At 40.7% G+C, this 26,897-nt stretch carries 25 protein-coding genes, 1 pseudogene and 1 riboswitch; of the genes and pseudogenes, 9 read left to right on the top strand and 17 right to left on the bottom strand.

The window, feature by feature from the left end; translation table 11 throughout:
• Positions 1-53: 53 nt before the first annotated feature.
• The 6 genes from DLJ48_RS06275 to DLJ48_RS06250 form a co-directional block, all read right to left on the bottom strand.
• Positions 54-776, bottom strand: a complete 723-nt coding sequence (locus DLJ48_RS06275) for a YebC/PmpR family DNA-binding transcriptional regulator (RefSeq protein ID WP_128686634.1) — start codon at positions 774-776, stop codon at positions 54-56.
• Positions 777-904: 128 nt separating this feature from the next.
• Positions 905-1,717 (bottom strand): homoserine O-acetyltransferase/O-succinyltransferase family protein, encoded by an 813-nt coding sequence (locus DLJ48_RS06270; protein WP_128686633.1) that lies wholly within the window; start codon positions 1,715-1,717, stop codon positions 905-907.
• A complete protein-coding gene (locus DLJ48_RS06265; protein ID WP_128686632.1) occupies positions 1,718-2,854 on the bottom strand; it encodes a trans-sulfuration enzyme family protein in 1,137 nt (378 codons plus the stop codon). It abuts the gene before it with no gap.
• Positions 2,851-3,960 (bottom strand): trans-sulfuration enzyme family protein, encoded by a 1,110-nt coding sequence (locus DLJ48_RS06260; protein WP_128686631.1) that lies wholly within the window; start codon positions 3,958-3,960, stop codon positions 2,851-2,853. The genes DLJ48_RS06265 and DLJ48_RS06260 overlap by 4 nt, the downstream gene beginning before the upstream one ends.
• A 2-nt stretch (positions 3,961-3,962) precedes the next feature.
• A complete protein-coding gene (locus tag DLJ48_RS06255) occupies positions 3,963-5,087 on the bottom strand; it encodes a 5-methyltetrahydropteroyltriglutamate--homocysteine S-methyltransferase (RefSeq protein WP_128686630.1) in 1,125 nt (374 codons plus the stop codon).
• Between the two features lie 388 nt (positions 5,088-5,475).
• Positions 5,476-7,146 (bottom strand): glycoside hydrolase family 13 protein, encoded by a 1,671-nt coding sequence (locus DLJ48_RS06250; RefSeq protein WP_128687103.1) that lies wholly within the window; start codon positions 7,144-7,146, stop codon positions 5,476-5,478.
• A gap of 196 nt (positions 7,147-7,342) precedes the next feature.
• On the opposite strand from DLJ48_RS06250, the gene DLJ48_RS06245 reads away from it, so the two are divergent.
• The gene (locus DLJ48_RS06245) at positions 7,343-8,341 is read left to right on the top strand and encodes a LacI family DNA-binding transcriptional regulator (protein WP_128686629.1); all 999 of its coding nucleotides are present in this window, start codon (positions 7,343-7,345) and stop codon (positions 8,339-8,341) included.
• Positions 8,342-8,369: 28 nt separating this feature from the next.
• On the opposite strand, the gene DLJ48_RS06240 is transcribed toward DLJ48_RS06245, so the two are convergent.
• On the bottom strand, positions 8,370-9,218 hold the full coding sequence (locus DLJ48_RS06240; RefSeq protein ID WP_128686628.1) for an oxidoreductase: 849 nt from the start codon (positions 9,216-9,218) through the stop codon (positions 8,370-8,372).
• A gap of 73 nt (positions 9,219-9,291) precedes the next feature.
• On the opposite strand from DLJ48_RS06240, the gene DLJ48_RS06235 reads away from it, so the two are divergent.
• On the top strand, positions 9,292-9,669 hold the full coding sequence (locus DLJ48_RS06235; protein WP_128686627.1) for a MerR family transcriptional regulator: 378 nt from the start codon (positions 9,292-9,294) through the stop codon (positions 9,667-9,669).
• A 42-nt stretch (positions 9,670-9,711) separates the two neighbouring features.
• Here the strand turns inward: DLJ48_RS06235 and DLJ48_RS06230 are convergent, their stop codons facing one another.
• On the bottom strand, positions 9,712-10,707 hold the full coding sequence (locus DLJ48_RS06230; protein WP_128686626.1) for a YeiH family protein: 996 nt from the start codon (positions 10,705-10,707) through the stop codon (positions 9,712-9,714).
• A 96-nt stretch (positions 10,708-10,803) separates the two neighbouring features.
• On the opposite strand from DLJ48_RS06230, the gene DLJ48_RS06225 reads away from it, so the two are divergent.
• The 5 genes from DLJ48_RS06225 to DLJ48_RS06205 all read left to right on the top strand — a co-directional run bounded on the left by DLJ48_RS06225 (position 10,804) and on the right by DLJ48_RS06205 (position 15,760).
• Complete coding sequence (locus DLJ48_RS06225) at positions 10,804-11,637, top strand: LysR family transcriptional regulator (protein ID WP_174813057.1); 834 nt, start codon at positions 10,804-10,806, stop codon at positions 11,635-11,637.
• Positions 11,638-11,718: 81 nt separating this feature from the next.
• Positions 11,719-11,946, top strand: coding sequence for a hypothetical protein (locus DLJ48_RS06220; RefSeq protein WP_128686624.1), 228 nt, complete (start codon positions 11,719-11,721; stop codon positions 11,944-11,946).
• Between the two features lie 168 nt (positions 11,947-12,114).
• Positions 12,115-13,074: a ketopantoate reductase family protein gene (locus tag DLJ48_RS06215; RefSeq protein ID WP_128686623.1), complete on the top strand. Its 960-nt coding sequence runs from the start codon at positions 12,115-12,117 to the stop codon at positions 13,072-13,074.
• Between the two features lie 60 nt (positions 13,075-13,134).
• A riboswitch (Lysine riboswitch) is annotated at positions 13,135-13,304 on the top strand.
• 99 nt (positions 13,305-13,403) lie between these two features.
• Entirely contained in the window at positions 13,404-15,008 is a 1,605-nt protein-coding gene (locus DLJ48_RS06210) for an ABC transporter substrate-binding protein/permease (RefSeq protein WP_128686622.1), read from the top strand.
• A 5-nt stretch (positions 15,009-15,013) separates the two neighbouring features.
• The gene (locus DLJ48_RS06205) at positions 15,014-15,760 is read left to right on the top strand and encodes an amino acid ABC transporter ATP-binding protein (protein WP_128686621.1); all 747 of its coding nucleotides are present in this window, start codon (positions 15,014-15,016) and stop codon (positions 15,758-15,760) included.
• 65 nt (positions 15,761-15,825) lie between these two features.
• Here DLJ48_RS06205 and DLJ48_RS06200 read toward each other — a convergent pair whose 3' ends face one another.
• The 6 genes from DLJ48_RS06200 to DLJ48_RS06175 form a co-directional block, all read right to left on the bottom strand.
• The gene (locus DLJ48_RS06200; RefSeq protein WP_128686620.1) at positions 15,826-17,493 is read right to left on the bottom strand and encodes an FAD-dependent oxidoreductase; all 1,668 of its coding nucleotides are present in this window, start codon (positions 17,491-17,493) and stop codon (positions 15,826-15,828) included.
• Between the two features lie 17 nt (positions 17,494-17,510).
• Positions 17,511-18,074 carry a redoxin domain-containing protein gene (locus DLJ48_RS06195; protein WP_128686619.1) on the bottom strand — a complete coding sequence of 188 codons (564 nt, stop codon included), beginning with the start codon at positions 18,072-18,074 and terminating at the stop codon, positions 17,511-17,513.
• Between the two features lie 618 nt (positions 18,075-18,692).
• Positions 18,693-19,646: a KpsF/GutQ family sugar-phosphate isomerase gene (locus tag DLJ48_RS06190; RefSeq protein WP_128686618.1), complete on the bottom strand. Its 954-nt coding sequence runs from the start codon at positions 19,644-19,646 to the stop codon at positions 18,693-18,695.
• Positions 19,633-20,487, bottom strand: coding sequence for a 3-deoxy-8-phosphooctulonate synthase (gene kdsA / locus DLJ48_RS06185; RefSeq protein ID WP_128686617.1), 855 nt, complete (start codon positions 20,485-20,487; stop codon positions 19,633-19,635). The genes DLJ48_RS06190 and kdsA overlap by 14 nt, the downstream gene beginning before the upstream one ends.
• Positions 20,488-20,632: 145 nt before the next feature.
• The gene (locus DLJ48_RS06180; RefSeq protein WP_128686616.1) at positions 20,633-21,643 is read right to left on the bottom strand and encodes a polysaccharide pyruvyl transferase family protein; all 1,011 of its coding nucleotides are present in this window, start codon (positions 21,641-21,643) and stop codon (positions 20,633-20,635) included.
• 72 nt (positions 21,644-21,715) lie between these two features.
• Positions 21,716-22,183: a MarR family winged helix-turn-helix transcriptional regulator gene (locus tag DLJ48_RS06175; RefSeq protein ID WP_128686615.1), complete on the bottom strand. Its 468-nt coding sequence runs from the start codon at positions 22,181-22,183 to the stop codon at positions 21,716-21,718.
• A gap of 98 nt (positions 22,184-22,281) precedes the next feature.
• On the opposite strand from DLJ48_RS06175, the gene DLJ48_RS06170 reads away from it, so the two are divergent.
• Complete coding sequence (locus DLJ48_RS06170; RefSeq protein WP_128686614.1) at positions 22,282-22,878, top strand: NAD(P)H-dependent oxidoreductase; 597 nt, start codon at positions 22,282-22,284, stop codon at positions 22,876-22,878.
• A 34-nt stretch (positions 22,879-22,912) separates the two neighbouring features.
• On the opposite strand, the pseudogene DLJ48_RS06165 reads toward DLJ48_RS06170, so the two are convergent.
• A pseudogene (locus DLJ48_RS06165) lies at positions 22,913-23,865 on the bottom strand (Dyp-type peroxidase).
• A 340-nt stretch (positions 23,866-24,205) separates the two neighbouring features.
• Here DLJ48_RS06165 and DLJ48_RS06160 point away from each other — a divergent pair.
• Positions 24,206-25,390, top strand: a complete 1,185-nt coding sequence (locus DLJ48_RS06160) for an MFS transporter (protein ID WP_128686613.1) — start codon at positions 24,206-24,208, stop codon at positions 25,388-25,390.
• A gap of 58 nt (positions 25,391-25,448) precedes the next feature.
• Here DLJ48_RS06160 and DLJ48_RS06155 read toward each other — a convergent pair whose 3' ends face one another.
• Both DLJ48_RS06155 and DLJ48_RS06150 read right to left on the bottom strand, forming a co-directional pair.
• Positions 25,449-25,958, bottom strand: coding sequence for a GNAT family N-acetyltransferase (locus DLJ48_RS06155; RefSeq protein WP_128686612.1), 510 nt, complete (start codon positions 25,956-25,958; stop codon positions 25,449-25,451).
• 232 nt (positions 25,959-26,190) lie between these two features.
• Positions 26,191-26,760, bottom strand: coding sequence for an NADPH-dependent F420 reductase (locus DLJ48_RS06150; RefSeq protein ID WP_128686611.1), 570 nt, complete (start codon positions 26,758-26,760; stop codon positions 26,191-26,193).
• Positions 26,761-26,897: the final 137 nt, after the last annotated feature.

Genomic DNA, 26,897 nt, shown 5'->3' with positions numbered 1-26,897 from the left:
AAAGATAACACAGTCCAAGCTAATAAAAAAGTACCTGTCTACACAGGTACTTTTTAATCAGCTGTTGTATAAACAGCTAGAACATCGTCATTGTCTTCGAGTTCATCAATAAGCTTTTCAAACTTTTCTTGGTCTGCTGTCGGAACGTCAACAGGATTCTGCGGAATCATCGCAATTTCCGACTCAGCGAAATCATATCCTTTGCCGGTCAGTTCAGCCTCAACCTGTACAAAATCAGCTGGCTGAGTATAGATCTCAAATGCTTCATCAGACGTTTGTACATCCTCGGCACCTGCATTGATCGCGTCTTCCATCACTTGGTCCTCAGTTACTTCTGGATGCTCTTCACGATCGATCACAAAATGACCGCGGCGATCAAACTGAAAACTCACTGAACCAGAAGTTCCTAAGGCACCACCATGATGGCTAAAAGAATTTCGAACTGTTGAAACCGTCCGATTGATATTATCTGTTGAAGTCTCGACCAAAACAGCTACACCGCCAGGAGCATAACCCTCATAAGTGGCTTCTTCGAACTTGATGTCGCCAGCACCCGTCGCCTTATCCAAAGCACGTTGTACGTTATCCTTTGGCATATTAGCCGATTTGGCTTTTTCCATAACCAAACGCAGGCTGGCATTAGCGGTCGGATCGGCACCACCGGCTTTGGCTGCAACATACAAATCGTGACTTATTTTTTGGAAAATTTTTCCACGCTTAGCATCCTGAGCATTTTTTCGTCCCTGGATGTTATGCCATTTACTATGACCTGACATTTTATACTCCTTTAAATAAAAATACTGTTCAATTTTACGATTTTTCAGCTAAATAGGCAAGTTTAACAGTATTTGCATAATACAAATGTTTTTAAAAAGACGTCTTCAACTGATTTGATCAACAAAATTCAGTTTTTTTTAGCCTTCGATGCGGCCGCTAGATCCAACCAGCTGGAAAAAAGCAAAGCGGCGGAATCAGCCCAACTCTTATGCGCAATTTTATTTTTATCGAAATAATGATCAGGTTCATCAATATCAAGACCTTTTTTTAAATCACGTGCATATTCATTAGCAAGTGTTTGTTCAGCGTATTCCGGATGTCCGGCAATCAATAAAGTACGATTCGCTTGGTCCAAAGCAATCAGAGAGCCAAGATGGTCATTAGTAATGATTTGCCAATCGTCAGCAATACCATCGATTTGAAAATAGCGCGACTCTGGAATCTTGATCGTTTTCAAATTATGAAACACAGATAAAACCGGAAGCTCGTAGACACCGGAAACTTTTTTACTGCGGATACTATAAGCCAAACCATACTCGATTTTGGCAATTGCCATGGCCGACCAGCATTCAAAAGTTGAAAACAAAACATGCTGCTTGCGCCAGTCGAGAATTTTTAAAAACTCATCAAAATAGTCGATCTGAGAAAAAGGCAAGAACTCCAGCGGTGCACCCGTTACGAGTAAAACATCAAAATAATCCTCTTGAACATCGTTAAAAGTTTTGTAAGCTTGCCGCGTTGCCGATCCATCATGTTTAAGATCATGGCTAGCCGGAATAATAAAGGTCAAATTCACATCTTTGCGAGTCGAAGCGAATAGATCCAAAAAATCCGCTTCTGTTTGACGACGATTCGGCATTAAATTTAAGATTAAAATTTCCTGCCCTTTTGCGGCCAAAAAATCAGTTTGTAAAAAACCACTCCTAACGCCAACCGTCATTTAATCCTCCAAAGCTTGACTAAAATCTGCAATCAAATCGTCAGCATCTTCTAAACCAACAGAAATACGCAAAAGACCTGGTGTGATGCCGTCAGCAGCAAGATCCTCAGCTGACAATTCAGCATGACTCATTTTTGGCGGATAGCTGACGATCGTTTCCACGCCGCCTAAGCTGACAGAAAAAACAGGAATTGTCATCTTTTCAACGAACTGCCGCGCCGTTTGTTCCGAACCAAGGTCAACAGACAAGACAGCACCACCAGATTTTGCCTGCGATCGATGAATTTCATAGCCTAGATGACTTTTTAAGCCGGGATAGCAAACTCGCCATCCTTCATGCTCAAACCACTCGGCAATTTTTTGTGCGCTAGCTGCTTCTCTTTGTACGCGAACACCTAATGTTTTGATCGACCGCAGCAGCAGCCATGTATCCGTAATGCCCAAGGTAGCGCCCATCGCATTTTGAATGAAATAGATTTTGTCAGCTAATTTCTCATCCTTAGTCACCACAGCACCTGCTGTTAGATCGGAGTGTCCGGCCAAAAACTTCGTCGCCGAATGAACAACGATATCAGCACCAAGGTCTAAGGGATTCTGCAGAAAAGGCGACATAAATGTGTTATCGGCAATCACGATCAGATTATGTTTATGAGCAAGCCTGCTGATCGCTGCGATATCAGAAATGGCCAGTGTTGGATTGCTGGGTGTTTCAATGTAAACAGCTTTCGTCGTCTGTTGCATGGCCGTTTCAATGGCTGATAAATTAGCAAAATCAACATAACTGTGGTTAATGCCATAACGCGGTAAAATTTCATTTAACAAACGATAAGTGCCGCCATAAACTTCTTTGCTGACCAGCAAATGGTCGCCTTGGCTAAAAGTCAGCAAAACCGAACTGATCGCAGCCATACCGGTTGAAAAAAGAAAACCGTGCTGACCGTGTTCCAAGGATGCGATCGCATCTTCGCCGACTTGCCGTGTTGGGTTGCCAGAACGTGCGTAATCGAATTCACCAAAATGATCAAAATCCTGCTGATCAAAAGTACTAGAAAATTGAATCGGTGTGTTGATCGCACCGCTCAAAGGATCTATTTTTGTGGTTGATCTAATTAATTTTGTCCAATCTGATTCTGTCATTGAGCTCCCTTTATCGCTTGTTTTAAATCATTTAAAAGATCATCTTGATCCTCTAAGCCAACGCTGACACGAACTAAGTTATCCGTAATTCCCAAGGCTAGCCGACGTGCTTCACTCATATCGTGATGCGTCTGAACGCTGGGAATCGTGATCAGACTTTCCGCCCCACCAAGACTCTCAGCGAAAGAAAATAGTTTCAGTCCTTGCAAAAATGCGTTCACATCATGGTCTTTGGCTAAATAAAAACTGATCATGCCGCCTAGTCCTGGATAAAGAACCTTATCGACACCAGCAATTTTCGGCAGAACTCCAGCAATATATTGAGCAGATTGATTGTGCCGTGCCATCCTCACGGACAATGTTTTCAATGAACGCAGCAGCAGCCAGCTGGAAAATGGATCCAAGGTCTGCCCGCGTGTGACCAAATTACTGCCTAGAGCCTCGGATAAGTCAGCTTTGGCACTGATAACAGCACCAGCCAAAATATCGTTGTGTCCGCCTAAATACTTAGTTGCGGAATGAACCACAATATCAGCGCCCAGCTTGATCGGATTTTGTAGGATCGGACTTAAAAAGGTATTGTCAACTGCAACGAGAATTTTAGGATCAGCAGCATGTACAGTTTCAGCAACTTTTTTAATATCGATAATTTTCATCGTCGGGTTGCTGGGTGTTTCGATCCAGACCAAGCGCGTTTTGGCATCCAGTTTTTGTTTCAGATCTGTATAATCTGTGCCGTCCCACAAACTGTAAGTCACAGCACTTTTTTTTGTCAAATCATCAAAATACCGAAAGGAACCGCCATATAAGTCGTCTGAGGTGACAAAATGATCACCGGCATTCAAAAATGTTGAAAATAAGAGATCAATCGCAGCCATTCCTGATGAAACAGCAAAAGCTGCATCAGCATATTCGATCGCAGCTAGTTGTTTTTCTAAAATTTGGCGAGTTGGGGATGCTAAGCGCGAATAATCAAAACCCGTTGACTCACCTAATCCTGGATGCCGAAAAGCTGTCGATAAATAAATTGGTGTTGAAACAGCACCTGTTTTCTCATCATCGCTGCCATTGCCGCCTTGTGCCAAAATCGTATCAATATGTGCCAATGTCAGCCCCAAACCTCGTCAATAATCGATTTGACCAAGGCTAATTTTCGCCATTCATCAGCTTCTGTCAGCTTATTGCCTTCTTCTGTCGAAGCAAAACCGCATTGCGTCGAGAGCCATAAACGATCCAAAGGCAGATATTTTGCTGCTTGGTGAATACGGTCAATAATTAATTGCCGATCTTCTAGGACAGGAGATTTGCTTGTCACGAGACCCAGAACTACGTTTTTATCGCCCGAGACTTTGGCTAAAGGTTCAAATCCACCAGCTCGATCAGAATCATATTCCAAGAAATAAGTCGCCACGTTTTCCTGACCAAATAATTTGTCGGCAACGGCATCGTAGCCGCCTTGTGCTGCCCAATCCGAATGATAGTTGCCACGGCAGACATGTGTATTGATCGTTAGATCTGCCGGTAAATCAGCAATGGCGCCATTATTTAATTTCAAATAAGTATTTTTCAATAACTCAGGATCAAAACCTGCGCCGACCATCGTCCGCCAAAACTTTTTATCGACCAGCATGCCCCAAGTACAGTCATCTAGTTGAATAACTCGTGCGCCAGCATCATAGAGCGCTAGAATCGCTTCATGGTAAACCTTGATGATATCAGCGAATAATTCGTCATCAGTTGCATAAAAATCACGAATGTTTTTGGCATTCACACCACGAACTAATTCCGCATAAAACTGTGCAGGCGCTGGAATCGTCGCTTTAGCAGCAACACCATACTTATCGGCAACTGACTTTGTAAATTCAAAATCACGAATGAATGGATGCTGTTTTGCATCGAATGATAGTCTGCCATTTAAAATCGCTGAATCATCACGCGTTTCTTCGTGAGAAAAACGGTAGCCTTCGCCAAAATGGATGTGTTTCACACCACCAAATCCCCAGAAAAAGTCCAAATGCCAATAGCTGCGGCGTAGTTCACCATCAGTCACATAATCCAAGCCGGCTGCAGCTTGTTTCTTGATCAATTTTTCAATCTCAGTATCTTCAATCGCGCGCAGATCGGCTTTTGTAATCTCACCGGCAGCGAATTGCTTTTTGGCATCTTTGATTGCTTGCGGCCTTAAAAACGAACCAACATGCTGAAATCCAATTTTGTTTTTTAATAATGTCATTTCTTCTCCTAATAAAAAATCCCACAATCAGAATGAACTGATTGCGGGACGATAAATTCGTGTTACCACTCGCTTTTTGCAATAAGTTGCCTCATTGCACTCAACGGCTGCATCGTTTAGGAAATGACCTTTTCGATATAGTCTGACGCGATAACGGGCGTACCCGGCAAATGTTTACGGTAAACCGCTCGCATCCCCATTACTCAAAGACCATTTTCATCTGATTTCAGTTGCCAGCTTCCATCAACGCTAGCTTTCTGAAAACCTAATTTCAAACTACTTATCTTCTCAATGTAATTAATATATTGCTAACTATGCTACATGAATTAAAAAAAATGTCAAGCGCTGTTCAGTTTTAAAAACGCCGAAATCAGATCCAACCAATTACTCAAAAGAAGTAAACTTTGCTTTCGTATGGCCGCAATGTTGTGCCCTGATCATCGGCATAGTTACCGATCAAAAGCTGTTTGGCCTGATCTTGACCATAGTCGCGCTTCACATCGTGATCTGTAAAATTACTCATGACCAGCAGCATCTGCCCTTGATAATGACGCTTATAAGCAAATACCTCGGCATCATCGGCATCCAATTCCTCGTAATTGCCCAGCACGATCAGTTCATGGCTGTGACGCAAAGCAATTAATTTCTGGTAATAATAGAAAACTGAATCCGGATCAGCCAATGCATTTTTAACATTAATTTCCGTATAATTCGGATTAACAGCAAACCAAGGCTGGCCTTTCGTAAAACCAGCGTGAGCTGAATCATCCCATTGCATCGGCGTACGGGCATTGTCACGCGACATATGCGACAAATAATTCAGCATCGTTTGCGAATCGACAATTTTTTCCTTATTTACAAATTCCTCATAAGCATTCAAAGATTCCAGATCTTCATATTGAGAGAGTTTTGTGTAATGAACGTTGGTTTCTCCCAACTCTTCACCTTCAAAAATATAAGGTGTTCCTTGCATCATATGCAGTGTCGTCCCCAGCATTTTAGCCGCTTTGACACGATATTGCGGCTGATCATTTGCAAAACGTGAAACAGCACGCGGCTGGTCATGATTATTCCAATACAAACTATTCCAACCTTTGCCATCCAAAGCTGTTTGCCAGCGAGATAAAGCGTGTTTCAGATCAACTAGTTTAACTGGCTGATCATGCCATTTACCCAAACGCGGATCAGGATTTCCGGCTAGACCAACATGTTCAAACTGAAAAACCATATTCAGTTCTTTGGCCTGCAGTCCCGTATATTTGATCGCATCCTGCGGTGTTGAACTCGGCATTTCACCGACAGTCATCATATCGTATTTAGAAATGACCTGCTTATTCATTTCTTGTAGAAATTCGTTTAAACGCGCACCATCAGCGACAATTGACGAAGCATCTCCATAAACAGCGCCCTTTGATTTTTGACCATCCGGTAGTCCCTCAGGTTTGGAAATCAAATTAATGACATCCATGCGAAAACCATCAACACCCTTGTTCAGCCAAAAACGCATAATATCCCAAACGGCATTACGGACTACGGGATTCTCCCAGTTCAGATCGGGCTGCCCCGGCGCAAATAAATGCAGATAGTATTGCTGAGTCGTCGGATCAAATGTCCAAGCCGGACCGCTGAAAAAAGAACCCCAATTATTCGGTTCCTTGCCGTCTTTAGCATCACGCCAAATATAGTAATCGCGATATTTATTATCTTTGGCTTTTTTGCTTTCTTGAAACCAGTCATTTTGATCTGAAGTATGATTAACAACTAAATCCATTAAAATTTTCAGACCTAATTCATGAGCTCGCTGCAGCAAATGATCGAAATCAGCCATTGTGCCATAAGCCGTCTGAATTTTGCGATAATTTGCGATATCGTAACCATTATCTTTGTTAGGAGATTCGTAGATCGGATTAAGCCAAATAACGTCGGCACCAAGCTTTTTAATATAAGGCAGTCGTTGAGTCAGACCTGCCAGATCACCAATACCATCACCATTACTATCCTGATAACTTTGTGGATAGACCTGATAAACGACTGCTTTTTGCCACCATTTTGCATCCATCATTAATTCCTCCATTCATCGTCGTTTAAGATGCAACATTCGTGCTGCAAACCCTTACATTTAACTAGTATATCATTTTTTCTGGAAACGTTTACAATACTGATGAATCAACAAATTAATCTTTTTTTCAACAAAATGACTTTATAATGAGGTGTACGGGTTGTTTTCTTTTCACAAGACAAGGCGGGTAAATTCAGTGGCAGCGACAATCAAAGATATTGCAAAATTAGCGCATGTTTCAATCGCGACCGTGTCTCGGATATTATCTGACCGCACTGAATCGCATACTGAAGAGACGATCGCCAGAGTGAGAAAAGCCGCTAAAGAATTGGCTTACCAAAAAAATACTGCTGCTATTGAGTTAGTTACAAAAAAAAGCAACGTTGTCGCTGTGATCGTTTCTGCAACGCCGACGAATTTTTCCAATCAGATCATTGATGGCATTCAAAAAAAGGCTGCCAAACATCATCTGGCTGTGATTATTCTGTACGCCGGTGAAAATAATACTGAGTTGCAAAGAAAAGCACTGCAAACAGTCGCTGAAAGATCCGTTATGGGAATTTTGCTTCTGGCGATCAATCTATCACCAGCGAATCTAAAATTTCTAACAAAATCTACGATTCCTTTTGTTTTTCTAGCACTCTCATTTCAGGATAAAACAATCCCTTTTATTGCTTCAGACGATTTTCAGATCGCTTATCAGGCAACGAATTTTTTGATTTCTAAAGGGCACCGTAAGATCGGGTTGGCAGCTGCGGATTTCCACATATCTTATACTGGCTACCGCCGTTTGGCCGGCTATCAAAAAGCAATGCAGGAGCATCAGCTGCAGCTTGTCCCGGATTGGGTCCAAGATGGCAATTATAGCTATCAGTCCGGGCGTCGAGCCATACAGGCCTATATGAAAAACACGCAAGTGACCGCTGTGATCGCTAACAGCGATTTGGCTGCCATGGGTGTAGCGAACCAAGCACTTGATTTTGGTTTATCGATCCCAAATGATCTATCTATCATTAGTATTGATGGGACAGATTTTTGTACAATGTTTCGGCCGCAGCTGACTAGCATGACGCAATCTTTTTACGAAATGGGCAGCCAAGGAATTGATTGTTTATTAAATCGAAAATTGTCGACAGCTGCTCAGCGTTTCACCGCTGTCAGCATCCAAGAAAGAGAAAGTGTCAAAAACATTTAGAACAAAAAACACCCTCGCAGGTGTTTTTTTAAGCCCAATAATCTTCATCACCATAATCAATATGGCTGCTATCTTCTTGATATTTTTTGAATTCAGTCAAAGCCTCCTCGTAAGCTTGAGTAGCGCGCTGATAAGCATTGACACCCGTTAAAAAATGAAAAGGCGGTTGAGATAATGTTGATAATTTAATAATTGCTTTGGCTGCTAGTTCTGGAGAACCGGCTTGGCTGCCCGACAAAGCTTCAATTTTATTCGACGCAGTATGAGCAGTCTGCTGATAATCATCGATCGTTTCCGCAGCTGATTTATGTGAACGACCGGCCCAATCAGTTCTAAACGGACCCGGCTCAACGTTAGTTACATGGATGCCTAAAGGCGCAACTTCTTTAGCCAAGGCTGATGATAAGCCTTCTAAAGCGAACTTGCTAGCATTGTAAAAACCAAAGGCTGGCGAGCCCGTAATACCACCGACAGAGCTGATGTTAATAATGTGACCCGATGCTTGTTTACGAAAAACAGGCAGTACCGTCCGTATCACATCAGCAGCACCCCAAAAATTTGTATCCATCATGGCACGCACAACCGATTCCTCTGATTCCTCGACTGAACCAAAATACCCCCAGCCGGCATTATTAACGAGCACATCGATTCTGCCAAAATGATCGATCGCCTCTTTCACTGTCCGCACAACGTTATCGTGATCAGTAACATCTAGACTGCTTGTATAGACGTTTTCGTTATCTTGCTGCCATTTATTTATCTGATCAACGTGTCTAGCTGTCGCGACCACACGCTGCTTTTTTGCGATCAATTCTTCGACCAAGGCGTGACCAAATCCTGAACTAGTGCCTGTCACAAACCATACTTTTTCTGCCATTTTGCTGCCTCTTTTCTTTTTCTGACAACTAGAGTATATTACCTTCGAGTAACACGAAGGCAAGGAGAAAATCATGTTATCTGTTAAAGATGTTTCAAAACGGCTTCATTTAACGGCTTATACGATCCGTTATTATGATGATCAAGGCTTATTTCCAAATACGAGTCGTGATGTTAATAATCAGCGGCAATTCGCCGAAGACGATTTAGTCTGGATTCATACGATTGATTGTTTTCGTCAAGCAGGTATGACTGTCAAGGAATTAAGGCACTATACCGATCTTGTACAGTCAGGACCGTCGACGCAAGCGGAAAGATATCAGATGATTCTTAAATTACAAAAAAAGGCTGTCAGTGAAATGGCAGCCATTCAAAAACGGATGATCGTGATCAATCGCAAACTGGCTTTTTATGGTCAAGCACTGACTTCTGATGAAAAAAATCAGTCATAACGCAAAATCAAAACGACTTAGCAGAAAAGTTGTTTTGTGCCCTCAGGCAAACAGAATTTTGATCATAAAGATGGCAAATAGTACTTGGAAAATCACAGTCAGCAAACCATAAAGCATAAACTTCTGACCAGAATTTTTGATCGTCTGCCATTTTAAGTTCAGTCCAATACCAGCCAAATTCACAACGCCGAAAAAGCTAGCAACAGATTTGGCTGATTGATTGACAAGAGTCGGCAAACTAATAAAGGAATTCACGATAACAAATACAATGAAAACAGCCACAAACCAAGGAATTGAAAACTTTTTACTTGCGATCTGCTCGCTTTGTGTTTTAGATCGATTAGCAAAACGAGAAAAGATCAATACGACAACTGACAGCATAATGACTCTCAGCATTTTAAACAAAGTCGCGTAAGTCACAACGGTTGGGTTAACCAAAGCGGCCGTCCCGACGACTTGGCCGACCGATTGCACAGTGCCGCCGATCAAACCGCCGATCAATAAATTATTATTGTGAAATACCGTTGGCCCGATCACCGGCAGTAGAAACAACAGGATCACCCCACTCAAAGACACGGTCGCCACCGCTGTACGCCGCTGATCATCACTCGCACCGATCACTGGTGCCACAGCTGCGATCGCACTTGACCCGCAAACGGCATTGCCGCTAGCCATCAGCATGGATGATTCACTGGAAACTTTCAGTAAACGGCTGCCGATCCAAAGAACGAATAAAATCGTAGCTGTCATCTGGCAGACAATAAAAGCAGCTCCCTGTATTTTTAATGATGAAATTGTTCGCAAGGTGACCGTTAAGCCCATTAAAGCAATACCGATCTCAATCGGATATTTTTCTGCCCATTTAACACCTGGCGCCCATTTCTTATCCGTGAAAAGCGTGTTGCCGATCAATATACCCAGCAGCATCGCAATCGCCTCTGCTCCCAAATTCGGGATATAATTAGCCAATATTTTGGCGACAAATGATAGTACTAAGGTCAAGGCAATACCCTTGACCATGCTTGTTTTTATTTTCATAATTGAACTCCGATAAAATAAGTTAACCACGAGTACTATCATTTGTAAAATAAATGTTTATAATATTTATTATTAAATAATATAATAAAGGAAAACATGTTCAAATTACTTGAGACTTTCATTGCTGTCTATGAAACACGCAACTTTTCCAAAGCTGCTGAACAATTATTTTTATCGCAGCCGACCATTAGTGTTCATATTAGTCAATTAGAAAAAGAATTAGATACGACTCTTTTTCAACGAAATGGTCGTACGGAAGTCCGCCCAACTGAAAATGCCAAACGTTTTTATCCGGATGCGATCAAAATAATTGAAGACTGGCAGCATGCCAGCAATAAAATCGCTGATCACCATCTAGCAAAAAGCAGGTTAAAAATTGCTGCGTCACACACGACAGCGACGACCCTGCTGCCGCAGATCCTAGCTTATTTGACACAGGATATTGATCGCTTGCAAATTGAGATCAGTCTGCATAATTCTGATGATATTTTAGAAATGGCCAGTCAGCATCAAATTGATCTTGGATTGATCGAAAAGCCCAGTGTCAATGATGCTGTAAAACGTTACCAAATTGCCAGTGATCAGCTGGTCCTGGCCGGTGATCTGAAAAGTCCTATTTGGCTGATTCGTGAAAACGGCTCTGGTGTCCACCACTACACTCAACAATATTTAAAACAAAAGGGCATCGTGCCGGAGCAGATTATTCGTATCAGCAGTAACACGATTATCGTTGCCATGTTAGAAAACGGCATTGGGCAATCAATCGTTTCAAAAAAAACACTGACCAAAAAAATTCCTTTTCAAGAATTAAATAGTAATTTTCACCGTCCTTTGTACTTGCTAACGCCTCAGCATGAGCAAGATAGCGATGTTAAGACATTGATTACCAAGCTGATCGCTTATCTCAAAAGCGATCAGCATTGGCTGTGAAATTAATATCTAGTAATTGATGGCCACCCCCTTTCAAAGTAAAATTGAGTTGTTGAGACGGCTCAATAGAAAGGAGAAAAAATGAACGATATCGTTTTCACATTGGAATTCAAGGGCGATACAGCTAACTCAGAGGTCAACCAGCATTTGATCGCGGGCTGGAAATTGCTGCATGTTGGCCAGCACAGCTATAAAGATGCTGACGGACAATTAATGCAAGAAGCCATTTACGTGATCGGTGCCGATAAAAAGGCTTATAAACAGCACAAGCACGCACAAGATAAGGCCAAAAAAAGTCCGCATGATTGATGCTCGTATTAGTGAAGAAGACACGCCATTTTTTCACCTGAGTGTCTTTTTTAGTGCCTCAAAATAAAGGAAAACATTGCTTGATTGATTCAAAAGCGCAAGAATTTGCTAATCGCATAACAATGGTGTACACTATGTGAAATTTATATTAAAAGGAGCGTAGTAATTATGAAGTATGCAGTTGTTGGTGCTGGAGCAATGGGACTAAGATATGGCATTTTGTTGCAATATAATGCAGGTGTTCCAGTTGACTTTGTTGAGCCAACTCAAGCGAGTCTCGACAAGATCCATGCACAGGGTGATCAGGTTTGGAAAAGCCGTGACCACAAGGATAGGCATTTAGTCAAGATCAATGCTTATTCACCCGAAGAATACCAAGGTGATCCAGATGTTTGGATCTTTTTCATGAAACAAATGCAGTTACAAGATGCCTTAGATCGTTTAGCGCCTAAATTCAAAGCTCATCAAACAGCTTTGGGCGCTATGAACGGTATGGGCCACATTGAAAAACTACAGAAATATTTCACAGATGATCACATCATCGGCGGCACAGCCATGATCGCGACCGTCTTAAATGATTATGGTGATGTTGATTTCATGGGTACTGAAGGCGCCGGTTCTTCAGTCTATATTAATCTGACCGAAAAAGATTCAGACACACTTGATCAGGTCAAAACAGATTTTCAAGCAGCTAATCTCAACCCATCGACGACACACAATTTTATGGGGACTTTATTGACAAAAGTCTTTTTCAATTCAGTTGAAAATTCAATTGCGACAATGTTCCAATCACGAATGGGTGAATTAATTGCTTATGATAATTTCCTCGAGGGTATCGCGCGTCCACTTGTCAATGAAGCTTATGATGCAGCGGATGCAGCCGGCTATAAATTGTTAGAGACACGTGATCAAATGGTTGCACAAGTTGACTATGTTTCAAAAGTGGCTTATCCCCTGCACTATCCATCTATGTACCAGGATTTTTCCAAGGGACGCGCGACAGAGGTCGATTATATCAATGGTTGGATCGCTGATTTGGCTGATAAACATGGTGTTCAGGCACTCAATCAACGTCTTGTCCAAAACATGGTGCATTTAGCAGAGGCCATGCGTCAGTTTAAACAATAATTCCTGTCAAAATTTGACTTGCCAAACAAGTAATAATATAATTTTCGCAAATCGAAAACGCAATAAAATAGAGGCGCGGTCATCACGAAAATTGCTGAGTGGGTATTCACAATGATGCAATTGCAAGGATCATCGCCGAAACGAAGTCATGAATACAGATTGATTTTTGTTGGGCCATGTGGAAATACTGCATGGACTGTCCTAGGAAACTAGGGGGTGCTATTAATTGAGGGTGAATTTGCCTTGTTAATTTAAAATACCTTTTACCTCTATTGATCTCTAGGATTAATAGAGTTTTTTGTTGTTTGGGATTTATTTTAGGAGGGAAAATGCATTTGAAAAAGAAACATGTTTTTGCGACGTCCATAGCAGCTTTATTAGCTGGACTTTCAATTTTTGCCGGCATCACAACGGCAACGAAAGCTCAGGCGGCCAAGAAAAGCAACAGCACTTATTTAGTCGGTATGGAAGCTAACTATCCGCCTTTCAACTGGACTCAGCAAGACAATAGCAACGGTGCCGTGCCAATTCAAGGATCGAACCTGTATGCAAATGGATATGACGTGCAAATGTCTAAATTGATCGCTAAAAAATTGGGCAAAAAAGTCGTCGTTGCCAAAACACAATGGGATGGCCTATTGCCTGCTCTGACTTCTGGTCGGATCAATGCGATTATTGCCGGCATGACGCCGACCCCGGAAAGAGAAAAAACGATCGATTTTACGAGCGCTTATTATAATTCCAAACAAATCGTCGTCGTCAATAAAAACAGCAAGTTTGCTAGTGCCAAAAATTTAAAAGATTTTAAAGGAGCTAAATTAACTGCACAACTCAGTACGGTCCAATATGGTTTGATTGATCAGATCAAAGGCGCGATCAAAGAACCCGCTATGAAAGACTTTGCTTCGATGCGAGTGGCTTTAGAGTCCAAGACGATCGATGGTTATGTTGCTGAATTGCCTGAAGGTTTAAGCATGGCCACAGCTGATCCAAACGCTAAATACGTGGATCTGTCTGTTAAAGGCGGTTTTAAATTAAATACAAAAGAGTCGCAAGAAGCCATCGGCCTGAAAAAAAATGATCCGCTCGAAGGTAAGATCAATCAGATTTTAGCTAGTATCTCGCTTAAAAAGCGGACACAGCTAATGCAAAATGCCGTTATCAATCAGCCGAAAAGCGACTCGCAAGGTAATTGGTTTATTAACATTTGGAAGCAATATGGCAGCATGCTGATCAGCGGCATTTTAATGACACTTTTGCTGGCGATCGTCGGCACTGGCGTCGGCTTCGTGATTGGCTTGTTGATCGGTATTGTCAGGACGATCCCAAGGCCTAAAAAACGGGCAAAGCGCTGGTCGATCAACTTTATCAACTGGCTGTTATCAGTCTATATTGAAATTTTCCGAGGCACACCGATGATCGTGCAGGCAGCCGTCTTCTACTATGGTGCCGCTCAAGTCTTTAATATTAATTTTGACCGAACGACTTCAGCACTGATTATTGTTTCGATCAATACCGGAGCTTATTTAGCTGAGATCATTCGCGGCGGTATTATTTCCATTGATCAAGGCCAGTTCGAAGCTGCCAGTTCCCTTGGTATGACGCATTTTCAGCAAATGAGAAAAATCGTCCTACCACAAGCAGTCCGTAATAGTATTCCTGCTGTCACAAATGAATTTATCGTTAACATCAAGGACACTTCAGTACTAAGTATTATTTCTGTTTCCGAATTATTCTTTACTGGATCAACAATTGCCGGACAGAACTTCCAATTCTTCCACACTTATTTGACAATTTCGCTGATTTATCTGGTGATGACCTTCACGATCACGCGAATTTTCCGTCTGGTAGAGAAACATCTTGAGGGACCGAAAAATTATGATTTAATGACTAATGAATTTCAAGTTGCGACACCAAAGATCAAAGGAGAATAATTAAAATGACAGATAAAAATATTTTAACGATCAAGCATTTAAAAAAATCCTTTGGTCAGCATGAAGTTCTAAAAGATATTGATTTAGAAGTACAAAATGGTGAAGTCCTGACGATCATTGGTGCTTCAGGTTCCGGCAAATCAACCTTGCTGCGCTGTTTAAATCTGTTAGAAGAACCAACTAATGGGCAAATCATTTATGAAGGCAAGAACATTCTCGATGATGATTTTGATCGCATTCAATATCGTGCCAAAGTCGGTATGGTTTTCCAGCAATTCAACTTATTTAACAATTTAAATGTGTTAGATAATTGCACGGTTGCACAAATTTCCGTGCTGAAAAAGGATAAGGAAAGCGCTGAAAAAATCGCACTGAAACAATTGGAACGTGTCGGTATGGGACCTTATGTCAAAGCCAAGCCAGCGCAACTGTCTGGTGGCCAAAAACAACGTGTGGCGATTGCGCGTTCGCTATCGATGTCCCCTAATCTGATGCTGTTTGACGAACCAACTAGTGCTTTGGACCCAGAAATGGTTGACGGTATTTTAGATATCATGAAGGATCTGGCACATACAGGACTGACAATGATCCTCGTAACACATGAAATGGGTTTCGCCCGAGATGTTTCCGACCATGTCGTTTTCATGGACAATGGTGTTATCGCAGAAAAAGGCACGGCCGAGCAGATTTTTGGCCAACCTGAAAATCCACGCACACAAGAATTTTTAAAACGATATTTGAATCGTATTTAATTTCCAACAAACACAAAAAGAGATCAAACAGTTTTTCACTGTTTGATCTCTTTTTTATATCTCGATTACACGCTCACTGCAGCTTTTTCACAAAGGTCAACGATCTGATCAATCGTTTGGCTGCCGAAAGTTACCTCACCGCCGTCAATCATAAAAGCCGGAACACTCATGATCTTCTTAGCCTGTCTGATTTTAGGAAACAATTGTAAATCGATCATCTCAGCACTAACCACGGGATTCATAGATGCGATCCTTTGACTCGCCGAGACAACGTCTGGGCAAAAGTGGCAAGTCAGCGAAGCACCGATCTGCAAATTCATTTTTGGCAGTCGCTTGATTCTTTTCACTAAATCAGCTGCTAAATGTTGTCCAGGTCCAGCTAAATTATAAATAGCCAACACGATCGAATTTAATTCATGGCCTGTTGGCACACCGCTAAAACGCAAACCGCTATCCTGGCCATTTTCATCTAATAGAATCAAAGCTGGTAACAATCCAGCCTGCTGTTGATCTGGAACTTCGACTTTTTCAAAGCTTAGATGCGAATCCAGTGAACATAATTCTTCAGAAAAACTAGTCAGTTCCTGACTTTTAACAGACGAATCCGAAAGTTCCTTGATAACCTGCGGCCGCGTCAATTTAGCGAAAATCGGCTTTAATTGGGCCCTGATCTGCTCAGAAAACCACTTTGTCTGTCGGTCATGAGCAGCCTCATGGTTGCTATCATCCAACCGGCTTTGCTGCGGTGCTGTCTTCACAACTGTTTTTTGAACGATCGGAATCCCCAGGCGTGCCTTTTGTGCACTGACATAGCTTTCGGCCGAAGTTGCCGCTAAAGCACCGTCGGCTGCGGCAGTCACGATTTGGCGCAAGGATTTTGCTACCACATCGCCGGCTGCAAAAACACCTGGTAGTTTCGTAGCCATTTGACTCGTCACCTTTAAATAAGCTTGATCATCAAGATCCAGCACATCAGCTAAATGGCTGCTGGCCGGCTGTGTCCCGACGAAAACAAAAATACCAAAAGTTTCATCGCCCTGTTGAACATGATAGCTTGTCTTTTCATGGTTTTTTTGATCAATGAAAACAGCTTGAGTCAAATACTGGTCACCAGAAACTTTTTCTAAAATCGTATTATATCTGATACTGATTTTCGGATTATTTAAAGCACGAGCGGCCGTCAGTTTTGCACAAGTGAATTTTGATCCACGCACAATAATCGTGACATGCCGGGCAAATTTAGTTAAATAATCAGCTTCCTCTGCTGCCGAATAACCGCCGCCAATAACAAACACTTGCAAGCCGCTAAACAGATCGCCATCGCAAGTTGAACAATAAGCAACCCCATGGCCTCGGTACTGGTCCTCACCTATAAAACCAGCTTTACGCGGATTAGCGCCAGTAGCAAAAATAACGCTGCGAGCATAGTGATCCGTTTTTCCATGCAAAACTTTGACATCCTGATTTAAATCAAAAGACTCGATATTATCTTTTTGAATCGGAACAGCAAATTGAGATAACTGCCGCTGCATACGAGCCGCTAAGTCGCTGCCGCTGATTTCTTGAGCCGCTGGATAATTCCACACAACAGAAGTTGTTGTTACCTGACCGCCCACTTGATCTTTTTCAATCAGCAAGGTGTCCAAAGCAGCTCTTCCAGCGTAAATACCCGCCGACAAACCAGCTGGACCGGCACCAACAATGATCGTGTCATAAACATGTTTTTCTGTCATTTTACAAGGCGCTTTCCTTAAATCTTGCCAACAAGATCCAAACTTGGTGAAATCGTATCATCACCAGGATGCCAATTAGCCGGGCAGACTTTGTCACCATGCAGTGCAACGAATTCAGCTGCTTCTAAAGTCCGCAGAATTTCCTCAGCATTGCGGCCGATACCCATGTCATTGATCGTATAAGATTTGATTTTGCCTTCCGGATCAATGATGAAAACGCCACGAAATGCTTGACCAGCATCTTCATCAAGAACATCAAAGAATCGTGCCAGTTTCCCGGCTGGATCTGCCAACATTGGATACTGAATTTTTCCTATCGTGTCCGTCGCTTCAGACCAAGCTTTATGCACAAATTCGCTGTCTTCCGAAACTGAATAAATTTCAGCATTGGCCTTTTTAAAAGCATCGTAATGATCTTGCAGATCACCTAATTCGGTTGGGCAAACAAATGAAAAATCTGCTGGATAAAAGAAAAAAATCGACCATTTGCCAAGCACATCTTTTTTTGAGACCTTTTTGACCTCGCCTTTCTGATAAGCGTTCACTTCAAAATCTGCTAATTGCGTGTTGATATAGTTCATGATGGTCTCCCTTTGAATTTAAAAAATAGTTTTAATCAGTCGAACCGTTATAACACATTTAAAAACTACCCAAAAAGTACAAACACCAGTTTTCAACTGCTTTCGTATTGCTCGATAGCTGTTAAACGATTACAACTATATGTATTAAAACATGCGTCATCTTTTTTTGCAAAAAATGTCTTTCATTTTAACTTTTATCACAAAATGATTAGTTACTTCTCTACACAAAAAACAGTTCCACCAACAGTGACGAATCATATGGTTTTACCCAACTCTCCAAAACTGTTATACATTTACTTGACTGTTTACATTAAAGTTACAAACTTCACTGTTCATGTCACTAAACGTTGATGGAACCGCTCCGGGTCTTGTGAGATCCAATTTGCTCATGCGAGAAATCTTTGTCCGTGAACTCAAGTCACTAGTTTTGATCTCTTTTAACCCTATCTATAGTATAGCAGCTATTGTCTAAAAAAGGAAGCGCTTTCAATAATCTTTTTAAAAAAAATACCCAATCATCGCTGACTGAGTATTCTCGAAAACATTTTCAGTTTTCACAGGCACCGTTCCAAGTGCCTAGCTAAGCATAACAGTTTCTCAACCGATCAGCAATAAACTTCACAGCACATCATGAATCGTTGCAATGCCGACAACATTTTCATCATTATCCAAAACAACTAAATTAGAAACATCATGACTAGCCATGAGCTGCCAAGCTGCTTTATTGCGTTTTTCTTGATTAATACTAATAAATCCTTTCGTCATATAATCAGCAGCAACTGATTTTTTGACCGATTGAACTGACAAGAATTTTTTTCTGATATCACCATCAGTCACAATTCCAATTGCTTTACCTGTTTTTTTGTCTTTGACCAAAGTCATACCGATGCCGTAATCACTGATCTGATAGATAACATCGTTGATAGGTGTATCCTCATTGACATAAGGGATTTTACTATGCATCACATGTTTAACTCTTTGAAGCAGCAGGCGCCCGATCGAGCCTCCTGGATGATACAAAGCAAACTGATTACGATTAAAGGACCGGCTTTTTTCCAAAGCAAGCAAAAGTGCATCCCCGAAAACCAAGGTCGCAGTCGTTGAAGCCGTCGGTGCCAGACCCGTAACGTCGACCTCTTTAGTAACACCAACGTCAAAGGTTAAATTCGTATTCACAGCTAAAGTAGATCGCGTGTTGCCGGTTAACGAAACCGTATTGAGACCTTTAGGAAAAATCGTTTGTAATGCAAAAAGTGTCTGCACCACTTCTTGCGTTTCACCACTATTGGACACAAAAATCACAAGATCATCTTGTGAAACGCGACCAAGATCGCCATGATAAGCTGTGCCCGCATCAACGGTAAAACTTGAGACAGAAATCGAAGAGAAAGACGCTGAAATTTTTTCAGCAATGATTTGTGATTTACCAATACCGATGAAGATCACACGTCCGCTCGTCTGATTAATCAGATCAACCAGCTGATCAAAATGCTCGTCTAAACGAGCAGCTACTTTAACCAATTCAGCAGATTCTTGAGCAAATACATCGCGCGCAATCTCAAAGTAAGCCATCAGCCGCCCTCGCTTCTTTGCTAGCCAAATTTTCTTGGAAGATCTGATTGGCTGTTTCCAATATTGCTTCAATTTTGCTTAAATAAAGTTGATTATCTGCATCCGAAATCGCTTTGGGCGGGTTTGGATGAACTTCAGCGAAGATACCATCAACACCAACAGATAAAGCGGCTCGCATTAATGGGAAAACGTAATCCCGCAGACCACCGGAATGGCCGCCATAGGCGCTAGGGATCTGAACCGCATGTGTTGCATCGAAGATGACCGGAAAACCAGCTTCCCGCATCGTGATCAGACCGGTCATATCAACAACTAGTCGATGATAACCGAAAGTTGTTCCTCTCTCAGTGACTAATATCTTAGAAGTTATTGGCGAAATTTTTTCAGTCGCCGATTTAATATCTTCTGGTGCCATAAATTGACCTTTTTTAATATTGACGACTTTGCCAGTTTTAGCAGCAGCTAACAATAAATCCGTTTGTCGACTCAAAAAAGCTGGAATTTGCAACACGTCAGCTACCTGACTGACGGGCTCGCACTGATAGGACTCGTGAACATCAGTCACGATCGGCAGATCAAAATCCTTTTTAATTTTTTCCAGGATCGTAAGACCAGCCTCAAGACCGCTACCACGATTCGACTCCGAAGAACTGCGATTAGCTTTGTCAAAAGAAGATTTAAAAACATAATTAATGTGCAAACGATTTGTAATTTCTTTTAATTTTTCCGCTACTTGAGCACAGGTATCGTAAGATTCTATCGCACACGGACCAGCCAATAAAGTCAATTGCGAATCTTTGAAAGCGAAATCCTTGAAAACACTAGAAATTTTTTCTGTCATGATTTTCTCCTTAGATCTTTTAAAAGATACAGCTTCTCCCAATCAAGTGATAGGGCAATAAATGTTCAGTTGTCGTTGTAAACGGAATTATACAAATAAAAGATTAAATGAAGATTTATTTTAAAAACTAGCAAATAATCGCCATTTATCTAACCGCGATCAGATCGTGCAAAGGCTTAAAAACAGGCCGCAAGTTGTATTGGTGAACTTGAGCTTCAGATATTTTAACTATTTCCGCTTGAATCCGGTCCAGATCTTCCTCATCCGTATAGTTGACCCAATCAATATTTTCCAGCCAGTCAAAATAAGCATGCTTGCCTTTACCATAACGGTTGCCAAACAGTAGACAAGGTGTGCCAGTCAAAACAGAAAAAATCATCGCATGAAATCGATCGCTAATAATCAATTTTTGTTTGGCAAACATTTTCAGCTCATCAATAAAAAGTTTTTCCCGCGTAACTGGTGTGACCTGCTTAGTTGATGCTAAAACAGTATCAGTTTGGTGAATCGAGTCTGAATCAGACAGCATGTGTTTGATCGAATCGATCAATGGCTCTTGCACAACCTTTTCACCATCGTTTCTAAAGACAAATAAAGTATCATGCCGTTTCAAATCAAATTTTTGTGCTTGTAAATATAGGACCATATCAGGTGTAAAAATAACCTGGTTTTTAAATGTCTTCTGCATTTTGCGATAACTCTGAGCATCGCGTGCGATCAAAACTAGATTAGGATTCTTTTCATAAGCAATTCTGCTTAAGGTTTTTTCATTTTCGCCCTTTTCAGTTTTTTCAAAAAAAATAGATTGTGGAAAAGAAATCGTCAAATTGTTGATAAAACTAGCAAATACCTTACGGCGATCTTGTTCAATATTCGTATACAAGCTACCCATATTGCCACCACCTGTATAAGCAACGATATCCTGCGACGTAATTATTTTCTGAACAGCCTTAATAGCGGCAGCGTTGTCGTAATCCATGATTTCAATATATTGATAGTCTGGAAATTCATTTTCAAAATATTTTCTTTCAGCTAACGAAACAGCTTGATCACCCATGTTGCTGTAGCTAGGCACGCCAAACATGAAAACTTTTGCTCGACCATTCAAAGGTAAATTCACACTTGCTTTTTGTGTTTCAATAAAAAAATCAGACATTTTTCCTCCTTTAAATTTTTCTTGAAAATCCTCCTTAAGGCATCTTCGGTCTTTTAAAAGGCAACCGACCGGCTAGGTTCCTTCACGAATATGGTTGACCGAGGATAAAAAATTGCCAACCAGGACCAGCTGTTCATCAGTGAAATGTTTGGAAAAATCGCATAACTGCTGATCCATTTCTTTGTGATACTCTGCATGCAAAGTATGGACTCTATCGCCAACCGTCGTGACTTTTAGATAGGTGTCCTTTTTATTATTAGGCTGATGATATTTTTCAATCAATCGAAGCCCAGAAAGTTTGTTAACTATTTTTGAAACCGCGCCTTGGGTCAAAGATAAATGATCGACAATTTCTGAGATTCGCGAATCACGATAATGAGCAACTGTGCTTAAAACATCTAAGTCAGAAATCGAAAGCGATGCCGCAAATCGGGATAAATCAGTGACGTCGTTTTTTAATAAAAAAAGTCTGATTCTTTTTGTGTTGTCGTAATCTCGATAACGGCGAAGTTCATGGTTTATTTTTTGTAAATGATCCATAAATAAATTCCTCGGAATATATATTGACTTTTTCTGATCCGAATACAATAATAAGTATATTCTTTGGAATATAAAAAAGAAAGTTTAGGGCTATCGGCATGAAAACAATTCTTGTATTTGACCATCCATATACACTCTCAGCTAGCCATAATAAAGAACACAATCGCTCCTATTCAGCTGCCCTTGCACAACAAGCAATCAATGACTTGCAAGCTGCCGGCCATAGCGTTGATATCATTGATCTGCAAGCCGATCATTTTGATCCCGTGATTAGAAAACAGGATTTGCTCAATTGGCGAACAAAAGACTTTGTTGATCCAATAAGCCAGGACTACTTTGAGCGGCTCAAAATTGCTGACGAAATTATTTTCGTTTTCCCTATTTGGTGGGAAATGATGCCGGCTATGACAAAGGGATTTATTGATAAGGTATTCGCTAAAGGACAGATAAAAGAGATCGCCGGCCATCGCATCCTGCTTCCAAACAAAACTAGGATCCGTGTTTTAACAGCCATCGGTACCCCGAATACAATTTATAGGTGGCATTATGGCGACCCGGTCGGCAAAATGCTAAAACGCGGCGTTTTTGGCAAAATGGGAATCAAAGATTTTAAAATCGTCAATTTTAATGCTGAAGATCGCAATGCAAAACAAAGAAACAATGATTTAAAAAAAATCAAAGCAATTATTTTATAAGCTATTTAACAAACAAAAATCAATCGAAATTAAATCATTGATCAAGGTCGCCGTTCGCGATTTTTGCAATTAAATCACGCGAAGGAATAAAGAAAAGCTGGCCGGAAACGATATCCGAAAAACTTAGCAGGAAATCTGAGGTCGACAGCATTTGTTCAAGCATCAATTTCGTGACAGTCCAGTGCCGGGCATAACCCATAAAATAGGTTCGGTTTCACCTGATGCTGGATCCGAGAAAGGCACATTCATGCGGATGATTTTTTGTTCAATGCCATTAATCTCGACTTTCGAACTAATATTATGGGCATTTTTGAATTTATCTGAATCTTCCAATTCCAGATCATTGAACTTTTCCCGCCCAACAGCCTTTTCTTGATCTTCGGTTTTCAAACTATTCCAAAAATCCATATGGTGAAGCCATTTTTGCGCAAAAGCATAAGAACCATTTATAAAATCTGGGTCCTCATCACCGATTAAGGCATAATCGGCAGCATCTTCGGCCGCAGGCGCCTCGGTGCCATCGATAAAACCAATAATTGCCCGACCCTCAAAATAACGAAATCCCTTCGTCTCGTCAACAACTTCAGTCACGTCTTTTAAAAAGCGGCGAAATTGCGTTTGCGCTTCATATACAACGGCCTCATTACTAGCGCGGATATGAAAGAAAATATCGCCCTCAGTGGCTGGCATTTGGTACTTTGGACCTTTCAATCCGCTATAATTTTCTAATTCCCTTGGTTTAGCTGCATGTGGAAACAGATACTCCCAAGCCTTATTGCTAAAACCAAAAGCAACTTTCAAACCTGAATCAGCCAATAGATGGGAATCTCGAATTCTTAATGAACGGATGATTGCCTGCGACCTGTCTGCAAAGACTTGAATTGCCAAACGATCCTTTTCTGGATCTTTTTTATTTAATTTCAAAACGGTAAATTGGACATGTTCACCGACATCCTTCCAAACATCCTGTGCTTTCTCTGGATTCATGGTTATATCTCCTTCAAAAATAATAATTCATTTTAGCATGCTCGCATAAAAAATTAAAAATACGCTCGAACATGGCTGGCAGTCATAATTGTTTTGCATCAAAACAGATGGTACCCTTAAAATAAGTGAATTTGTCATGGAAATCAAAGTTAACAATTCAATTAGTTGGATAAGTTTAATCCACTCGATAATCAATATCGAAGCAGTCAAGGGGACGATTGTGCCCTTTTTTGAAAAAATTAAATTTTAAAACTAATTGTCAGTGACAATCATTCATCATTGCCGGCCATTAGGCCGGCTTTTTTTAACTTCACTGTCAGTTAAGACAATGGAGAAAATCATGTTAAAGCATCAAATTTTTCACTCTGACTCAAAAAATATTGTCAGGGGCTATCTTTACGTTTTTTGGTCATATTTTGGAATTAATGGCCTTTGGGTTTTGTATCTTGGTCAAAAAGGACTTTCATTAACGGAAATCGGTCTTTGCGAAAGCATTTTTCATCTAACGAGTTTTATTTGTGAACTGCCTTCCGGTACGATCGCCGATCGGTTTGGCTATAAAAGGGCACTGATAGGCAGCAGAACCGCGGCAATCGTCAGTGCTGTTCTTATGCTGCTAGCAACTAATTTTTATGATTATATGTTTAGTTTTATCATTAGTGCCCTTTCTTATAACCTACAATCAGGCACTATTGATGCTTTTATGTACGAATCCTTAGCCAGCCAAAAAGCAGTTGCCAAATATCCAAAGGTGATCGCAATTGTCAACAGTCTAATTGAAGCATCGACAGCGATCGGCCTGGCAGTTGCCGGCTTTTTCGTACATTGGCACTTTGGCCTTACTTATTGGATCGTCATTGCCAGCTCGTTGTTGGCGCTGTTGCCAATTATGACTGTTGAAAAAACAATTATTTTGAAGAATAAAAGCAACGCTCCCGATAAAATGGCAATCATCCTTAAATCAACTGGTCATATCTTAATTAAGCAGAAACAGCTTCTGCGATTGATGTGTTTCCAAGCTGCTTTTACTGCCATCGGAGCCAGCTATTATTTTTACTTTCAGACAGTCATGAACGCCAGAGGCCTTAATGGTATTCAAATATCATTGTTGATGTTATTAGCAACTGTACTAGATATTGCAGCTGTACAATTAACGCCTTGGTTAGAAAAACATTTTTCTAGTAGCACACTCATTAATGGATTAACGGCCTGCCTAACGCTGTTTCTAGTGTCTTCGGCTTGGCAGAAACTAGCCAATTTGGTTCTAGTTTACTTGCTGATCAATATCTTAATGGCAATTATCGAGCCGCTTTTTAGCAATTATTATAATCAAATTATTCCCAGCGCTCAAAGAGCAACATTATTAAGTGCTGCCAGTATGCTTTTTTCCATTTCAATGATCATCTGCTTTCCATCAATTGGCTGGTTGATCGATCAGTTCGGTTTCTCAAAGGCCTTTGCTGCGATCGGATTCATATTATGTTTGCTGATATTTTTTAAAAAAATAGTCAAAAATAAAGAATAAATTAAAAAACCTGTCCCTATCGAACAGGTTTTGTTTTATTTAGCGTTGATCATCAACTTTACGGCTGCGCAATGATCTCATTTCTAAAAATACCCATAATATAACTGTCATGATATTTACCATTCGTAAAGAAATGTTTGCGCAGCCTGCCCTCTTCGACAAAACCCAATTTTTTATAAACATGCAGTCCTTTAACGTTGTCCACATCAACATATAAATAAACTTTGTACATATTCAAAGTATTAAAAGCATAATCTAATCCTTTTTGCATCGCGATCATGGCTAACCCCTGTCCACGAAAACTATTATCAATGATAATCTGAATTTCAGTTGTTCGATGAATATAGTCAATACTGACCAATTCCAAAATGCCGGCAAAGCGATGATCAGCATCAAGAACAAAACGTCGTTCCCGTTCATCATGAATATGCTTGTCGTATAAGCTAGTCAGTTCATCTAAAGATTCATATGGTTCTTCAAACCAAAAAGCCATTGTTGCTCTTTCATTATCTAATTGATGAATATGCGGTAGATCTTCTCGTTCCAGTGCGCGTAATTTTGTTTCCATAGCTGCTCCTTTAAAATTGATCGTCCAGCATTGAGCCATACATAAATTATAATAAACAACTTCAATTAGTCGTGCTTTCAATGAATTCATGTAACTTTAAAAGTTACTCATTAAGAGATCTGAAGCTTGAATTTTCATCGTGTTCTGCTTCAGCAACATTGCAATTGTTTATAAAATAAAAACAGCCTTTAAAAAGATTGTTTTTGAAATGTATTTGTCATTTACGCTACTCTCACAAAACAGTCAGTCCGCCATCCCAACCGATCTGTTCACTGGCAGCCAAAGTCATGGCCAGAAAACCAGCTGCCTCGAGTTCTCGTGCTCGTTTCAATCCACCGGCATTAATAACTTTCAAGCCGCTGCCGCTCAAAGCACTGATGAATTTTGTTTTAGCATCATTATCATCCGAAGCAATTAAAACAGTTGTTGTTTCTTTATTCGCAACTTTTTTAGATGTTAAAGTTGCAGCGAAATTTGTGTTAAAAGCTTTAGCAATAATGGAATTCGGAAGTTTAGCAGCAATTTCCGCAGCTGCAGAACTGTCTGCTGGTACCACTAAGCTATCAAAGCTAGCAAAGTCGACTGGATTTGTAATGTCAACAACTAATTTGTTTGCCAGCTTATCGGCATATTTGCCAATAATATCAGTAATCGATGAATACGGTACCGCTAAAATGACAATTTCACCAAAGGCATCAGCTGCGCTATCGTGTCCGATAAATTCAACTTCATTTCCGGCTTTAGTGAAATTTTCGCCAATCGCTTTGCCCATGTTGCCGTGACCAAAAATACTAATTTTCATAACCTGTCTCCTAATGGTTGACTAAATTGAAACAAGTAACTTTTAAAGTTACATGTTATGCATTAATCATACATCAATTTAATCGACTGTCAAGATTTTTAGACCACGCACTGACGCAAAGATGACAAACTCAAAAT

The organism is Oenococcus sicerae (assembly GCF_004102045.2).
GTDB lineage: Bacteria > Bacillota > Bacilli > Lactobacillales > Lactobacillaceae > Oenococcus > Oenococcus sicerae.
The sequence above is the reverse complement of the archived record's forward strand: the minus strand, read 5'-3'. Positions and strand labels throughout refer to the sequence as shown.

Excerpts from the sequence above, each read along its gene's own strand:
- DLJ48_RS06275 (WP_128686634.1), bottom strand. The coding sequence starts at position 776 with ATGTCAGGTCATAGTAAATGGCATAACATCCAGGGACGAAAAAATGCT.
- DLJ48_RS06270 (WP_128686633.1), bottom strand. The coding sequence starts at position 1,717 with ATGACGGTTGGCGTTAGGAGTGGTTTTTTACAAACTGATTTTTTGGCC.
- DLJ48_RS06265 (WP_128686632.1), bottom strand. The coding sequence starts at position 2,854 with ATGACAGAATCAGATTGGACAAAATTAATTAGATCAACCACAAAAATA.
- DLJ48_RS06255 (WP_128686630.1), bottom strand. The coding sequence starts at position 5,087 with ATGACATTATTAAAAAACAAAATTGGATTTCAGCATGTTGGTTCGTTT.
- DLJ48_RS06250 (WP_128687103.1), bottom strand. The coding sequence starts at position 7,146 with ATGGATGCAAAATGGTGGCAAAAAGCAGTCGTTTATCAGGTCTATCCA.
- DLJ48_RS06240 (WP_128686628.1), bottom strand. The coding sequence starts at position 9,218 with ATGGCAGAAAAAGTATGGTTTGTGACAGGCACTAGTTCAGGATTTGGT.
- DLJ48_RS06235 (WP_128686627.1), top strand. The coding sequence starts at position 9,292 with ATGTTATCTGTTAAAGATGTTTCAAAACGGCTTCATTTAACGGCTTAT.
- DLJ48_RS06230 (WP_128686626.1), bottom strand. The coding sequence starts at position 10,707 with ATGAAAATAAAAACAAGCATGGTCAAGGGTATTGCCTTGACCTTAGTA.
- DLJ48_RS06225 (WP_174813057.1), top strand. The coding sequence starts at position 10,804 with ATGTTCAAATTACTTGAGACTTTCATTGCTGTCTATGAAACACGCAAC.
- DLJ48_RS06220 (WP_128686624.1), top strand. The coding sequence starts at position 11,719 with ATGAACGATATCGTTTTCACATTGGAATTCAAGGGCGATACAGCTAAC.
- DLJ48_RS06215 (WP_128686623.1), top strand. The coding sequence starts at position 12,115 with ATGAAGTATGCAGTTGTTGGTGCTGGAGCAATGGGACTAAGATATGGC.
- DLJ48_RS06210 (WP_128686622.1), top strand. The coding sequence starts at position 13,404 with ATGCATTTGAAAAAGAAACATGTTTTTGCGACGTCCATAGCAGCTTTA.
- DLJ48_RS06205 (WP_128686621.1), top strand. The coding sequence starts at position 15,014 with ATGACAGATAAAAATATTTTAACGATCAAGCATTTAAAAAAATCCTTT.
- DLJ48_RS06200 (WP_128686620.1), bottom strand. The coding sequence starts at position 17,493 with ATGACAGAAAAACATGTTTATGACACGATCATTGTTGGTGCCGGTCCA.
- DLJ48_RS06195 (WP_128686619.1), bottom strand. The coding sequence starts at position 18,074 with ATGAACTATATCAACACGCAATTAGCAGATTTTGAAGTGAACGCTTAT.
- DLJ48_RS06190 (WP_128686618.1), bottom strand. The coding sequence starts at position 19,646 with ATGGCTTACTTTGAGATTGCGCGCGATGTATTTGCTCAAGAATCTGCT.
- kdsA (WP_128686617.1), bottom strand. The coding sequence starts at position 20,487 with ATGACAGAAAAAATTTCTAGTGTTTTCAAGGATTTCGCTTTCAAAGAT.
- DLJ48_RS06180 (WP_128686616.1), bottom strand. The coding sequence starts at position 21,643 with ATGTCTGATTTTTTTATTGAAACACAAAAAGCAAGTGTGAATTTACCT.
- DLJ48_RS06175 (WP_128686615.1), bottom strand. The coding sequence starts at position 22,183 with ATGGATCATTTACAAAAAATAAACCATGAACTTCGCCGTTATCGAGAT.
- DLJ48_RS06170 (WP_128686614.1), top strand. The coding sequence starts at position 22,282 with ATGAAAACAATTCTTGTATTTGACCATCCATATACACTCTCAGCTAGC.
- DLJ48_RS06160 (WP_128686613.1), top strand. The coding sequence starts at position 24,206 with ATGTTAAAGCATCAAATTTTTCACTCTGACTCAAAAAATATTGTCAGG.
- DLJ48_RS06155 (WP_128686612.1), bottom strand. The coding sequence starts at position 25,958 with ATGGAAACAAAATTACGCGCACTGGAACGAGAAGATCTACCGCATATT.
- DLJ48_RS06150 (WP_128686611.1), bottom strand. The coding sequence starts at position 26,760 with ATGAAAATTAGTATTTTTGGTCACGGCAACATGGGCAAAGCGATTGGC.